Annotated in this window: 14 protein-coding genes and 1 pseudogene; 9 read left to right on the forward strand and 6 right to left on the reverse strand. The window is 43.8% G+C overall.

The annotated features are described in order from the left end of the window. Both PMI05_RS01545 and PMI05_RS01550 read left to right on the forward strand, forming a co-directional pair. Window positions 1-675 (forward strand): annotated as a pseudogene (locus tag PMI05_RS01545) (hypothetical protein); the annotation flags it as partial. 46 nt (window positions 676-721) lie between these two features. After that, window positions 722-1,888 (forward strand): cytochrome P450, encoded by a 1,167-nt coding sequence (locus PMI05_RS01550; RefSeq protein ID WP_007716360.1) that lies wholly within the window; start codon window positions 722-724, stop codon window positions 1,886-1,888. Between the two features lie 182 nt (window positions 1,889-2,070). Here the strand turns inward: PMI05_RS01550 and PMI05_RS01555 are convergent, their stop codons facing one another. Then, a complete protein-coding gene (locus tag PMI05_RS01555) occupies window positions 2,071-2,295 on the reverse strand; it encodes a PLDc N-terminal domain-containing protein (protein ID WP_007716364.1) in 225 nt (74 codons plus the stop codon). A 96-nt stretch (window positions 2,296-2,391) separates the two neighbouring features. After that, window positions 2,392-3,279: a LysR family transcriptional regulator gene (locus tag PMI05_RS01560; RefSeq protein ID WP_007716366.1), complete on the reverse strand. Its 888-nt coding sequence runs from the start codon at window positions 3,277-3,279 to the stop codon at window positions 2,392-2,394. Between the two features lie 110 nt (window positions 3,280-3,389). On the opposite strand from PMI05_RS01560, the gene hutG reads away from it, so the two are divergent. The 3 genes from hutG to PMI05_RS01575 all read left to right on the forward strand — a co-directional run bounded on the left by hutG (window position 3,390) and on the right by PMI05_RS01575 (window position 7,588). After that, entirely contained in the window at window positions 3,390-4,358 is a 969-nt protein-coding gene (hutG, locus tag PMI05_RS01565) for a formimidoylglutamase (RefSeq protein WP_007716368.1), read from the forward strand. Between the two features lie 12 nt (window positions 4,359-4,370). Next, window positions 4,371-5,558, forward strand: coding sequence for a sodium/glutamate symporter (gene gltS, locus PMI05_RS01570; RefSeq protein WP_007716370.1), 1,188 nt, complete (start codon window positions 4,371-4,373; stop codon window positions 5,556-5,558). 455 nt (window positions 5,559-6,013) lie between these two features. After that, complete coding sequence (locus PMI05_RS01575; protein ID WP_007716372.1) at window positions 6,014-7,588, forward strand: FAD-dependent oxidoreductase; 1,575 nt, start codon at window positions 6,014-6,016, stop codon at window positions 7,586-7,588. A gap of 81 nt (window positions 7,589-7,669) precedes the next feature. Here the strand turns inward: PMI05_RS01575 and PMI05_RS01580 are convergent, their stop codons facing one another. Further along, the gene (locus PMI05_RS01580) at window positions 7,670-8,251 is read right to left on the reverse strand and encodes an AAA family ATPase (RefSeq protein WP_369751179.1); all 582 of its coding nucleotides are present in this window, start codon (window positions 8,249-8,251) and stop codon (window positions 7,670-7,672) included. A gap of 182 nt (window positions 8,252-8,433) precedes the next feature. On the opposite strand from PMI05_RS01580, the gene PMI05_RS01585 reads away from it, so the two are divergent. The 3 genes from PMI05_RS01585 (at window position 8,434) to PMI05_RS01595 (ending at window position 10,448) form a co-directional block, all read left to right on the forward strand. Further along, on the forward strand, window positions 8,434-8,907 hold the full coding sequence (locus PMI05_RS01585) for a hypothetical protein (RefSeq protein WP_007716376.1): 474 nt from the start codon (window positions 8,434-8,436) through the stop codon (window positions 8,905-8,907). Between the two features lie 30 nt (window positions 8,908-8,937). Continuing rightward, complete coding sequence (locus tag PMI05_RS01590) at window positions 8,938-9,525, forward strand: DUF3238 domain-containing protein (protein WP_007716380.1); 588 nt, start codon at window positions 8,938-8,940, stop codon at window positions 9,523-9,525. A gap of 353 nt (window positions 9,526-9,878) precedes the next feature. Further along, window positions 9,879-10,448 (forward strand): GNAT family N-acetyltransferase, encoded by a 570-nt coding sequence (locus tag PMI05_RS01595; RefSeq protein WP_007716382.1) that lies wholly within the window; start codon window positions 9,879-9,881, stop codon window positions 10,446-10,448. A 62-nt stretch (window positions 10,449-10,510) separates the two neighbouring features. Here the strand turns inward: PMI05_RS01595 and PMI05_RS01600 are convergent, their stop codons facing one another. Next, window positions 10,511-11,971: a flavin monoamine oxidase family protein gene (locus PMI05_RS01600; RefSeq protein ID WP_007716384.1), complete on the reverse strand. Its 1,461-nt coding sequence runs from the start codon at window positions 11,969-11,971 to the stop codon at window positions 10,511-10,513. 155 nt (window positions 11,972-12,126) lie between these two features. On the opposite strand from PMI05_RS01600, the gene PMI05_RS01605 reads away from it, so the two are divergent. Next, window positions 12,127-12,690 carry a putative glycolipid-binding domain-containing protein gene (locus PMI05_RS01605; protein WP_007716386.1) on the forward strand — a complete coding sequence of 188 codons (564 nt, stop codon included), beginning with the start codon at window positions 12,127-12,129 and terminating at the stop codon, window positions 12,688-12,690. A 190-nt stretch (window positions 12,691-12,880) separates the two neighbouring features. On the opposite strand, the gene PMI05_RS01610 is transcribed toward PMI05_RS01605, so the two are convergent. Beyond that, entirely contained in the window at window positions 12,881-13,438 is a 558-nt protein-coding gene (locus tag PMI05_RS01610) for a DUF1700 domain-containing protein (protein ID WP_007716388.1), read from the reverse strand. A gap of 3 nt (window positions 13,439-13,441) precedes the next feature. After that, on the reverse strand, window positions 13,442-13,774 hold the full coding sequence (locus PMI05_RS01615) for a PadR family transcriptional regulator (protein WP_007716392.1): 333 nt from the start codon (window positions 13,772-13,774) through the stop codon (window positions 13,442-13,444). Window positions 13,775-13,825 lie beyond the last annotated feature (51 nt).

Genomic DNA, 13,825 nt, shown 5'->3' on the forward strand with positions numbered 1-13,825 from the left:
AAAAAAGCCATTCGCAGAATACCGCGCGAAGAGTGGCTGGAGCTAGCGCAAGGATTTAAACAAAAAGGGTTCACGGTAAATGATGTGTTATTAGCTGCCTACATGCGAGCTTTATATCAACAAATGGAGAATGTTCCAGATGAGCAGGTCAAAGTCATGGTGACGGTTAATGTAAGAAAATTCTTACCCACGGGCAAGGCGGACGCCATTTACAACTTATCCGGCGTTGTTCACGCCTCCATGAATCAAACAACAGGGACATTTGCAGATAAGGTGAAAGAAGTGGCGGAATTCATGAAGAGTCAACGCGATAACAAAGAGATTCTGTATGATGCGGTAAATACGTTTGCCTTTGTGGAAAATTTTGAGTTTCAACACACATTGAAGATCATACAGGATGTAAGAAAACAAATCGTAGCGGATGGAAACAGCACACCAATATTATCAAATTTCGGTATGATTGGTACTAGTCAGATATCATTCGATGATGTGAAAGTCGCAGGTGCGTATATCGTATCGCCAGCCTATTACGCACCAGGACTGATGCTTGGAGTCAGTACGTATCAAGATTGCATAACCCTCAACATTTCCTTCTTTGAATCGAACACAGACATTGGGTTACTAGAAAAACTCCTGGATACCATGGTAGAAGAAATCAAGTCATACCGAGGGTAGCCAGCTTGTAGCAATTACTTACCCATTTAGATAAGGAGTGAATGAAATGAATAAAGTAGTATTCCCTAATGAAATATCAGGTGCCGAGAATCTGCAACAACAGTTCGAACCCTACGCGTGGTATGCAGAAATGAGAAAAAATAGCCCGGTACATTACGATGAAAAGCAACAGGTTTGGAACGTATTTCTGTATTCGGATGTAGAGCGTGTACTGACCGATTATCACCTCTTTTCAAGCGATACAGGCAAACGAATCGCTGGTTCCCTCGCATTGAAAGAAAAGGGGATTACAGAGATGGACCCGCCTGATCACGGAAAAAGGAGAGCTCTCTATACAAAGGCATTTTCAACCAGAACACTCCAGGAGTGGGAGCCGCGTATTCAAGAAATTTCACGTCATTTACTAGAGGGAGTAAAAGAAAAGCAAAGCATCAAAATTTTAGGTGATCTCGCAACCCCGATGCCGGTGATTGTCATTGCCGATTTGCTCGGTGTACCGTCCAGTGATTGGATGCTGTTCAAACAATGGTCCGATGTTCTCATCTCTTCCGGAACCCGCGAAACGTATGAGGATATTAACCTCAAAAAGGAAGAAATCATGAAGGAAATGGCCGTTTATCTCTCTCCGATCATTCAAGAAAAAAGAGAGAATCCGGCAAAAGATTTCCTCTCCGATTTAACGCAAACAGAATATAAAGGCCAAAAACTAACTGACCGCGAGATTATTGATATTGCAATCAGCTTGCTGCTTGCCGGAAATGTAACGACAAGTACGCTCTTGTTTAGTGTTTTCTACTGCTTTTTACTGGATCGACCAGGCGTATATCGTGAATTAAGAGAGAATCCGCAGCTGGTAGATCAAGCGATCGAGGAAGTATTGCGCTTCCGTCCGCCAGCACAGGTTTTGATGCGCAAGGTTCAAGAAGATACGGATATGTTCGGAAGTCTGATGAAAAAAGGCGAAATCGTCATGGCATGGCTCGGGTCTGCCAATCGTGATGAGAATACTTTTGCACAGGGAGATCAATTCGATATCCATCGACCTAATAGCAATAAGCACTTATCCTTTGGAAAGGGCTGCCACCTATGCCTGGGCGCACCACTATCCAGACTAGAAGCAAAGGTGATGCTAACAGAAATGATCAAGTGCTATTCTGACATCTCAATCGGTGGATTTGATAATGATCTGATCCTCAATGTAACGAGAGACTAATCATATTTTCTTAGCAAGCAGTTGAGCAGGAAGGTTATCCCTGTTCGACTGCTTTTTTTTTATCGAAAAGAAGAGCTCCTAAACGCATTGTTACAACCGATTGTTCACTTCCAGGGGATATTTCTATGGAGTGTGGTTTTCCTAGAAAATAAAAAAGTAAGGAAAATAGAATCCCTTACTTTTCAATACTTATCTTTCCGAATCAACAAATAAACAATCAACCCTATAATCGGAAAAAATAATAACGCAACAAGCACGATGATGGAGAACTCCTTGCTGTTCCCTCGTCTCCTTGCATCACGGTATGCCCAAATACTGATGACAATATTAATCACGTTCAAAAATAAGATGAGAAGGATCGGGAGAAACACAAAAAAGGTAGAGGGAGCATCGCTTACTTGAACCAAAGAATCACCTGCTTTTGAATATTTTCAAGACTTTCCCAATTATATATAAAGAGGAGAGAATTGTGAAATCGATTTATGGAGCCATTTTCGTAACGATCATCGGGATGGAAACTTCCCCCGAACCTCCTCCAAAAAAGCTTGCACCGCCGGGGACAAATAACGATTTTTCATATACGCCAAATAAACCGTCCGCTCCAACGCAGGCGAATCAATCGTTTTCCGAACAAGCGAAGCATCTGTTGATCCGGACAAATAGTTCTCCGGAATAATCGTAACCCCTAGATTCTCCCTCACTAACGTTAACGCGGTTTCAAATCGCTCAATCTCAAATTTGATTTGCGGGTTGACTTGTTCAAAAGAAAAGGCAGTTAGAATATCCTCTCTCGTCTGAAATCCCTCTGTACTAATGATGAATGGCTCACTAGCCAAGTCTTTCAATCGAACCGATTCCTTTTGCGCAAGCGGATGATCCTTGTGCAGCACCAGCATTAAGCGCTCATCATACAGGGGAAATAATTCGATATCTTCTTCATCGGTGAATTGGTTGGTTATGAGTAAATGCGTATGATACTTACGCAGTGATTCCTTTACAGCTTTCCCGCTCAACACCTCGATTAGCTTGATGTTAATAGAGGGAAAACGCCCCTGATATCCGCGAATGACTTTTGGAATCCAGTGCTTCACGGACTCAATGATGCCGATGATGAGATCTCCGCTTCCGGTCAGCTTTACTTCTTCCATCTCTTTTTTCAACATGTTCATTTGAGAAAGAAGCACCAACGATTTCTGATACAAAATTTTACCAGCATCCGTTAATTCCATTTTTCTCGTGTTTCTCTCGAGCAGTGGAGAGCCGACTTCTTGCTCCAGATTTTTAATCGCGTTACTTAAGGAAGGCTGTGAAATATGCAGTTTTTGTGCGGCTTTGGAGTAGCTCAACTGATCGCAAACTGTCACAAAATAGTGCAAATGTTTGATGTCCAACTGGATCGCCTACCCTTATTTATAGCTTTAAGCTATCAATTTATTTAAATTATATATTAGAAATAATAAGTTTGTCATTATATAATCAATAAACAAAAGGTTCAGAAAGGATGAATAGCTTGCCAAAGAATGTATCAGCAGATTTGTGGACCGGCCGGACTGACCATACGGAGAGACGAAGCAGTTTTCGTTACCATCAGATTGTAGAAATAACGGATTTGGATACATTGCAAGCTGCCAAGGATCGCACAGTCGCTATCATTGGGTTTGAATGTGAAGAGGGAGTGAGGCGCAATCAAGGACGATTAGGTGCAGCCAAAGCTCCAAACGCAATTCGGCAAGCGCTTGCAAGCCTTCCTTGGAAGGTGGAGGAAGGGAAACGGATTGTTGATGTGGGGAATGTTGCTTGTCAAAACGAAGAGCTAGAAGCTGCCCAGGAAGAATTGGGGAACGCTGTCTCTGCAATCTTTTCCAAAGCTATGACGCCGATTATTTTAGGCGGAGGCCATGAGACATTGTATGGTCATTACGTAGGTGTCCGAAAGCATATTGGAAAAGAGGCTTCTCTGGGAATCATCAATATTGACGCTCATTTCGATTTGCGTTCCTATGAAGTTCAGCCTTCATCGGGGACGATGTTTCGGCAAATACTAGAGCATGACAAAAATAGTAGCTATTTTGTGTTGGGGATTCAGCGTTTCGGAAATACGCAGGAGCTATTTGATAAAGCAGATGAGCTCGGTGTCCGTTATGTGTATGAAGAAGAGATGACAGACGCACGAATGGATGAAATTACTTTATCTGTAAGCGAATTCATCGAAAAACACGATCATGTCATGCTGACGCTATGTACAGATGTTTTAAACGCAGCTTTTGCACCGGGAGTAAGTGCTCCATCTCCTTTTGGTTTAACACCAATGGTTGTTCGCACTTTGATCCGTACCGTTGCCGCTCATAAGAAAACGCTTTCTTTTGATATTTGTGAAGTGAATCCGATTTTAGATGAAAACGGAAGAACAGTAAAGTTAGGTGCTTACTTGACGAATGAAGCCATCATGGGATTACTAGAGAACAACTAAGGGGAGACAACTATGACGTTAGCACTTAATCAAGTAACGACGATTTTTCTCGCAGTAGCACTTCTCGTATTAGGTACATTCCTCGTAAGAAAGGCTAGTTTCTTGCAAAAGTTTTGTATCCCGGCACCAGTGGTTGGGGGCTTGTTGTTCGCTGTCATTGCAACGGCTTTGAAAGCGACCGGAATTTTACAAATTACATTGGATACTTCCTTGCAAAGCTTATTCATGCTCACGTTCTTTACTACCGTTGGATTGGGAGCGAGCTTTAAGTTGATCAAGCTTGGCGGTAAGCTGCTCGTTATTTACTGGATCGCCTGTGGATTTCTGGCTTTGGCACAAAACGTAATCGGTGTGTCTTTGGCTTCAGTATTCGGCATTCATCCATTGATCGGGATGATGGCAGGGGCTGTTTCCATGGAAGGTGGACATGGAGCGGCTGGCGCTTTTGGACAAACCCTTGAGGACATGGGCATTCAATCTGCGTTGGCGGTTGGGATCGCAGCAGCTACCTTTGGTCTCGTAGCAGGGGGCTTGGTCGGCGGACCGACTGTGAAATATTTGATTACCAAACACGATCTGAAGCCGACGGAAACGGAAGAAGTAGTAGAGACAGTAGAAGAAAAAGGACAACCAATTAACTCGAATACCTTCTTCATCCAAGTCCTGTTGATTACATTCTGTATGGCATTGGGAACGTATTTGGGAGAGCTGTTCTCGACTGCAACCGGATTTGTTTTGCCAGGTTATGTGGGAGCGATGTTTGTAGCGGTGATTGTCCGTAACGTCGTAGACAAGCTCAATCCAAAGGCAATCGACATGAAGAGCATCAACCTGATCAGTGACGTGACGCTCGGAATCTTCCTGTCCATGGCACTGATGAGTATTAAGCTGTGGGAAGTTGCAGATCTTGCGCTTCCAATGCTAGTCACCGTGTTTGTTCAAGTAGTATTCATCGTTTTGTTTGGGATTTTCGTCCTGTTCCGTTTGCTTGGCAAAAACTACGACGCCGCAGTCATGGTCGCAGGCTTTACAGGACATGGACTGGGCGCTACACCAAACGCAATGGCGAATATGGCGGCAGTAACGGGAAGATTTGGTCCTTCGCGAAAAGCATACCTGGTCGTTCCGATCGTAGGTGCCTTCCTGATTGACGTGTTCGCGATGCCGATCATTATTACCACGATTAATTTGTTTAAATAAAGACGATTCAAAAATCCCTTCATGCTGGAGAAAGTCGAGCTGGAGGGATTTTTTGTGCTTACGTTCACTCTGGCCTACTATCTACGCCTAGAATTCTACAAATAATAGAAAGAAAAGGAAATAATTTCTTGACCGTTCGCATTTCGTTCGTATATATTTATATGAGAACGTACGTTCCTGTTTTGGGTGCCTTTGCAATGAAAATCTCACCCAAAAACACAAGTTTCAGGGTGGAGATGTGGAATGCTGGCTTGGCAAGAGACAGCAGGAAGGGGATGAAAAGGGGCAGCAACTCCGAGGCAAATTTGAGGCACTGATGCAGAGTCAAAGTTTGCACAAGTAGAAGCTAATAGAAAAATGATTTAGTTTTTTTGCGAAAATTGTAACGTATTGTCATTTTTTGCGTATTAATTGGCAAGAACAACCAAAAATTAGAAAATGTGGAGGGAAGAAGAATGAGAGAACTTCATGCTGATGTGGTAATTATTGGAGGAGGTACTGGTGGCTGCGCAGCAGCACTGGCAGCAGCAAAATCAGGAAAATCAGTCATTATGACGGAAGAAACCGATTGGATTGGCGGTCAATTTACGAGCCAAGCGGTACCGCCAGATGAGCATCCATGGATCGAACAGTTTGGTTGTACGCGAAGCTATCGCACATTCCGTGACAGCGTGCGTGACTATTATCGCAACCATTATCCAATGACGGCAGAAGCACGTGTCATCCCGAATCTTGACCCTGGTAATGGTTCCGTAAGTCGCCTTTGCCATGAACCAAAAGTAGCGCTCGCTGTTTTTTATCAGATGCTTGCTCCTTATATTAATAGTGGTAGACTTACTATTCTGACGAATCACAAGTTGCATGCCGTTCGCATGGCTGGCGATAACGTACTGTCGATCATGGTAGAAGATCAGAAGCATCATGATTTTCATGAACTGGTAGCACCTTATTTCTTGGATGCGACAGAATGTGGAGATGTGCTCCCACAAGCCGGGGTAGAATACGTACTTGGCGCTGAATCAGTCGATCAAACAGGAGAGCCAAATGCTGTTGTCGGGCCTCCACAGCCAAATGATATTCAGGCGTTTACGTATTGCTTTGCCATGGATTATTTGGAGGGAGAAAATCATACGATTGCCAAACCGGAAACGTATGACTTCTGGCGAAACTACAAAGCAGATTTCTGGCCGGACAAGCTGCTCAGCTGGACAGGCTCCAATCCGCGAAATACTGCTGAATCTGTACGATATGAGCTGTTCCCGGGTACTAAATATTTTCCGCTCTTCACGTATCGTCAGATTGCTGACCCGAAAAACTTCCAAACCGGATTGTACAAGAGCGGCGTAACAACCGTTAACTGGCCGCAAAATGATTACTGGCTCGGCTCGATCATTGATGTGCCAGAGGAAGAGCGTCAGCGCCACCTCTACGGCGGTAAACAACTGAGTCTCTCCCTTCTGTATTGGATGCAAACAGAGGCTCCTCGCCCAGATGGTGGTCAAGGGTATCCAGGACTGCGACTGCGCAAGGATGTAATGGGAACAGAGGATGGACTGGCTATGTATCCTTATATTCGTGAATCCCGCCGGATCAAAGCCGAATTCACCGTATTGGAGCAACATGTGAGTGCATTCGTCCGCAATACAGGCAAAGCAGAAGCCTTCCATGATTCCGTTGGGGTCGGCAGCTACCGAATCGACCTGCATCCGAGCACGGCAAACCGCAATTACGTTGATGTGTCTACCTATCCGTTCCAAATTCCGTTGGGTAGCTTAATCCCCGTGCGTGTAAATAACCTGCTGCCAGCGGGCAAAAATCTTGGGGTTACGCATATTACAAATGGCTGCTTCCGTCTCCACCCAGTAGAGTGGAACGTCGGTGAAGTAGCTGGCTATTTGACAGCTTATTGCTTGCAATACGGCCTGACTCCACGCGCTGTCCGAAATACTCCTGATGAGCTGAAAAAGTTCCAAGCTTTCTTGTACGCGGAGGGCGTAGAGTACTTCTGGCCAACGATGTACGCAGTGTAAGCAGTTAGACCATCTGATTGCCTGAGTTCGGGATTTCACCGAACTCAGGTCTTTTCATGGATAGCGGGAGATCATCCAGCTTCAAGGCAGCTGAGTTGCACGATGGGGATTTCGACAAGCAATCCGCAAGATTTCCTCGACAGTTTCCTGAGGTGTCTGTTCGGAAGAATCGATCCACATGCCGAGCTTTGGTGTTTCGGTCTGCAAGATTTTATTGAGGTGGGGAATCGTCCACGCACCATACCCTGATTTGGAACGGGAAGCCTCTCTCTCTTCAACCACTTTTTCATTTGGCGTGAGTACTACAACATACAACGGACGGTTCCGAATCATTTCAACAAATTCGCTCAAAAAAGGGCCGATCACAACATCCTGTACAACGACATTAAATCCTGCTTCAAAAAAAGTGTCTGCCGTGGAGGCTGCTATTTTGTAGCGCAACCACAACTGACGAATGGCTTCTTCTGACGGTTCGGGCATATATTCCTCTCTGCCATTTACAATCATTCGTCGAAACGAATCACCACGGAGATGAACGCCTCCATTTAGCTTTTCAGCAAGTAACTGAGCTACTGTTGATTTACCAGAAGCCATAATCCCAGTAACGAGAAAAATACATCTGTCTGGAGCGTGTAGATTGGCATTCTCTTGCAACATCATCATCCCACCTTGCTCATTCGATGTCATGTGAGTGTATACATGGAAATCATTGGATAATTCTTATCTTTTTGAATCATAACATGGCAGTCATGAAAACGCGATTTAGAAAACGAGGCACAAATAGGATAATATTTCTACGTGTCGAAGAAGGAAGTACAGTCACACTCAATGAGGGGGACTTTATCGTGATAGGTCCTATTTTTTTGCACGGGGAATTAATAGAGAGATTTCGGGAGCATCTATTGAATGTGCCTTATTATCTGGTGATTCATCAAGGAATAAGCTGCGTTGATAACGAAATGAGGAAGGTAAGCACAGATGAAGTAGATGAGATCATCAATCAATTTGTACATGCTCGTTTTCCTATTGTTTGTTCTGCTGGGAGTAAAAGCTCCATACCATTTTGGGACTATCATCTGGCCTTACAATATGACGAGGAGAAGAGAACAGCTATCATCTGCGAGCTCCTCGTGCGTGAACCAAACCAGGATCATTGTAGAAAAGCGTTGCTCATGGCGTATTATTTATTGGTGAATCCGAAGACGGGCGTAGAAAGGATACAAGCCCCCATGAATCTGTCCAATTTGGCTGATTGTAAAGAATTTGAAGATATCTTTATTGAGTTCATTCCGCACCAAAACATCACATATTTGTCTTAGAAGAACAATAACACATGGAGGTGCCAATGTATGGTGAACCTGATCAAAATTAGAGCGAGTGTATTTATCCCCCTGTCATGGACAGAACCAAGGACCGATCCGCAAACAGGAAAAATCATTCAATTCGAAGGCGATTCGCGTGAATTTACCCCTTATGCCGTTAACACCAAGCGGTCCAGAGTCGAGCAAGAGGTTGTCGTAGACTTTATGAAAAAAGAAATTTTTTCTTATCAGAATACGGGAATTACAACAGAGAAGATCACGAATCCTGATGGATCGATTCAGCTGCGAAAAGGAAAAGCGAGTACAGTGGGCATTTTGTGCAGGAATATGATATGGAACTCGGATGAAGAAGTGAGCTTTGAAATGAGCGCAAGTGCCAGTAATCCCCTGAATGAGCATGCGCCTCCGGTTGACTACTTATTATCGGTAACTGCGAAAAGGGATGGGCTTGTACAAATCGAAGGAGCGCATGATGGGTTCCCTTGCTTTGAGTTTTATAAGCAAGCGGATTTTGGACCGTTTGAAACGATTTATACACATGATTTCCGTGAAACAGGTGATACTCCGGCAGCCTTGGCTGGAGAGATGGAATATCATTTTCGTAAGATTCTGTAGGACGAATAGATGGCGCAAGTTTAAAACCTTGGTAAATCAAGGTTTTTTCTTTTTGATATGCGCGGATTCAAAAAAAATATCCAAATGGCGGGATGACGTAGTTAGTATGTGATCCCAATGAATATTTCGAAAAACCGCGAGTAGCCAAAAATGTGCCACGCCAAAATACGTGGCTCATCTTGACTGGGATCAAACGTAAACGTTTTGGGTGGGCTGAATTGATCAGGTATCTTCACGATCCCATTGCTTCTGCTGCTTGTCCTTCCTATAATAAACCATTATCATTAACTAGATTATGGAAGGGAGTAGGCACCAAAAAGCTCCCATCCTACGTTTTCGAGGAGGTTCTTACCGTGAGTAATCCGACTATGTTCGATCAATTCCCTGTCATCGAAACAGACAGATTGATCCTTAGACAACCTGATCAACAAGACATAGAAGATATTTTTGAAGTGTTGTCACATGAAGATGTGGCGAGATATGTAGGGATAGCGAGTTTTCAATCGATAGCAGATGCTGAAAATGAACTTCGATGGTATCGAGATTTATTTGAACAAAAACAGGGACTCAGGTGGGCGGTCACGGACCGTTCCACTGGAAAATTTCTTGGTAGCTGCGGCTACAAGCATTATCATGCTGTACATAACAAAGCGGAGATTGGCTATGATCTGAATTTTTCGTGGTGGAATAAGGGGATCATGTCGGAAGCGTTGCGGCCCATTATCGCGTACGGGTTTACGCAGATGCACCTAAACAGAATAGAAGCAGATGCAGATACGCGAAATACGGCATCTATCCATTTGCTCCAAAAATTTGGCCTTCAAGTGGAAGGAATCCATCGAGAAACGGAATTTGAAAATGGGATGTACATTGATCTTGTGAAGCTGGCGCTGCTTCGAAAAGATTATGACTTGAATTCATAACAGAATCGTAGTCGATAAGTGGCGGGGGAATGTACGAAATTTTTCATCGTACAGACCCCCGCTCATTTTCTCCCCACTTCTACAGCCACGCGCAAAGCAGACTCAATCGCCCCTTGAATCCATCCGTGATGTTCATTCGAGGTGTGCTCCCCTGCAAAATAAATTCTTCCTTCAGGCGCACCAATGTAGGGCGTTAATTCTGTCTCCTGCAACGGTTTGAACAAAGCAAAGGCACCAGCAGCATGAGGCTGCAATGCCCAATTATGTGTGACCCCCGTAACGAAGGTATTGTACACCTGCTCCCCATGAATGTCAGCCAGATGCTGTACCGCTTGCATCACTTGTTCTTCTTTCGACATGCTGAGCCACGGAAGGTCGTCATCCTCCCATGTGTAACTGACCAATACGACACCTCCAGGCTGATCAAAACCGTGGTTGGGAAAGTAGGAGAGGCGTATAGGTGAATCCGTTACTGTTTGTCCGCTCCTTATTCCTTGTGCTTCCCAGAAGCGCTGAGAAAACTGGACGCCTATTTTGGATGAGGAAACATAGTGGAGTTGACGAATAGCTTTCCACTTTTGATAGGAAAACAGGTCGTACGGATCAACCTGAACAAACTGCAAACGGGTAAAAGGGATGGTAATAATCGCGATATCACTAGTCATCTGAAACAGTTCGTCTGTGTCGGTACGCACGCCAGAAATGGTAATTTGATTTCCTGTCTGGATGATTCGCGTCATTTTATGCTGGAAGTAAATATTCTCCTGTAATTGAGGGAGAAATGCCTGTGGTAGCAGGTCAAATCCCCCTGCTATTTCGTAAAAGCGTGTAGAAGGATCGAACAAGATGAAGTCTCGTAAAATTTCGGGAAAGGCGAGCTCAGGGAATCCTTCGAAGCCAGTCATGACCTTGATCATATCGATAGCGGCCGCAGATAAGGAAGGGCCAACAGGATTGAAGCGCAGGAACTGATCCATGGAAAAACGATCGTATTTTTTGACAATCATGGGCCAGTTCTTCGCTGGATTGAGTTTGATGAAGTCGATGACTGGTTTAATGGCTTGCCCGGCTAATTCATTGAAAGTACGGCCTTTTTCATGTGGGGCTACAGGGAAGCGGAGGATGTCGGGATCGCGTTGATAGATCCAACGTCTTGTTTTGATGCCATTTACTGAGATGATGTCGTTCGGAGAGCTGTTGATAAACGGATGAAGGGGAAGAGCGAATTTCGTCACGTATGCTAGGGTAAGTTCGTGCGTGTGAGGAATACGCATGGCGCCCGCATCTAAATAATGGCCATGAGTAAAAGGAGAGCGCAATGTGTAAACTCTGCCGCCTACCCGGTTCGCTGCTTCCAAAATCGTTACGTTGTGTCCCGCTGTTTTTAGCAACGAGGCAGAAACAAGACCAGCCATTCCAGCCCCGACGATGATGATATTGAGGGGGGAGTGGGTTTGTGGGAGACCATTGCGAATAATGGACAGCATGTCAGGTTGTGTTAAGGAGAAGGAGGGATTATTCATAGATTGTCTCCTTTCCATTCTTTTCCGGTACTATGATCCTATTCCATGGATGACTCAGGTATGCGTTGTGTAAGCCGATCTTACAGGGCTCTACCATTTTCATCCAAGAAATGATAGGATGGAGAAAAGGGGAACAAATGATCGGAGGAGCTTGCATGTTACCAATGGATGTTATTTGGAAACCAGCGACAGGAGTCGGATATGAGCACTTGAGAATACGGGAGGGCTCGAACAGAATCCACGTAAATAGCATAGTGATCGGGAGGCTGGATGACGCCAGCCTAACAAGAATCCAGTATGAAATTGTCCTTGACTCAAATTGGGTCACGCGAGAGGTTTCAATGGGAATCATGGGGGAAGAAGGCGCTTTACATCTTTCATCGGATGGCAAGGGAAATTGGACGAACGAAACGGGTGAGCCCATTTCCGAGCTTTTTGGCTGTATCGATATTGATATTTCTTGTACACCTTTCACGAATACACTGCCGATCCGCCGGTTGTCGTATACCCAATTAGAACCTCAGTATATACAAGTAGCCTATTTCTCAGCCCATGAGCTGACGTACAGACAAGTGCAGCAGCAATATACGTTGCTAGAAAGCAAAGGTGACTCTTCTGTCTATCAATACCGGGCAGGAACATTCATGGAGAACATTACAGTAGATTCGAACGGACTTGTTCTGATCTATCCCGAACTGTTTTTGCGTGAGCAGTTGTAACGAGACAAGAAGTGATCGTTATGACTGAATGGGTTCAAGTCGTCTCAGGCAACATTTTGGAAGCAAAGGAAAGGGGTAAGGGTTTTATACCTTTTCCCTCAAAATCAGCGTTCTACTGCGTGACATACCCATAGTAAAAACGGGGTGCGGTTGGTCTATGAATGACCGCCGCGCCCCGTTCTTTTTATTATTACAATTTTATCTTTTTCTGACTAATTGCGTGTATATATTTCATTGTAAGTTTCCATAACACTTTCCCCAACAAAAACATCAACACACCACTCACAATAGAAATTGGCAAGTACTGCATTGGGCGGGTTGCTGTAAATGCTCCAAATTCGAATGTTATTCCGGTAATATCATGTCCCATAAGATACCCGATAAATTTAATAATTCCGCCTATTGGTGTAATAACTCCACTAATCATTAAAGCAATGGAAAGAGTACTGATAATCGGCAAAACAAAAATACCGCTTACGCCTGCAAAGCTGCTACAAAATGCAAATACAGCGCCGAATTTACGCCAACTAAATGTACTGTTCTTTGAAATGGCTTCACCTAAGTATGCTTTCGCTAATTCTTTTGGGTTTCCTAACCGTTCGATGATTTGCTCAGAAGATACACCATTATGTTGCAATTCAAGCATTACACTTTTGATTTCTTTTACAATGTCAATACGCTCAGGAGTGGACATAGGCTTCAAATGTTTTCCGATTTTTTCAAGATAGTCATTCATAATTTTATCCATAATTTAACTCCCCTTAATTTCTGATATAGCTGTTAATAAATTATCCCATTCTAAGGACATAGCGTTTAAGTATTCGTTTCCTTTTTCTGTAATGGTATAATATTTTCTCGGTGGCAAGCCCTCTGTACTATCTTGCCAAGATGAAGAAATATATTCTTCTTTCAATAATCTTCTAAGCAAGGGATAAATTGTATTTTCTTTTGCAGCAATAATAGGATACTGCTCTAACTTACTTATGATTTCATACCCATAATATGGTCGTTGCTTTATTAGCAATAGAATACAAAAATCGAGTGTTCCTCGCTTAATTTGTGATTTCCAATCTTCTACATTCATGTATTGTACCTCCTGAATATACATCGTACAACACAGTACTTCGTTAATCAA

The organism is Brevibacillus sp. BC25 (assembly GCF_000282075.1).
GTDB lineage: Bacteria > Bacillota > Bacilli > Brevibacillales > Brevibacillaceae > Brevibacillus.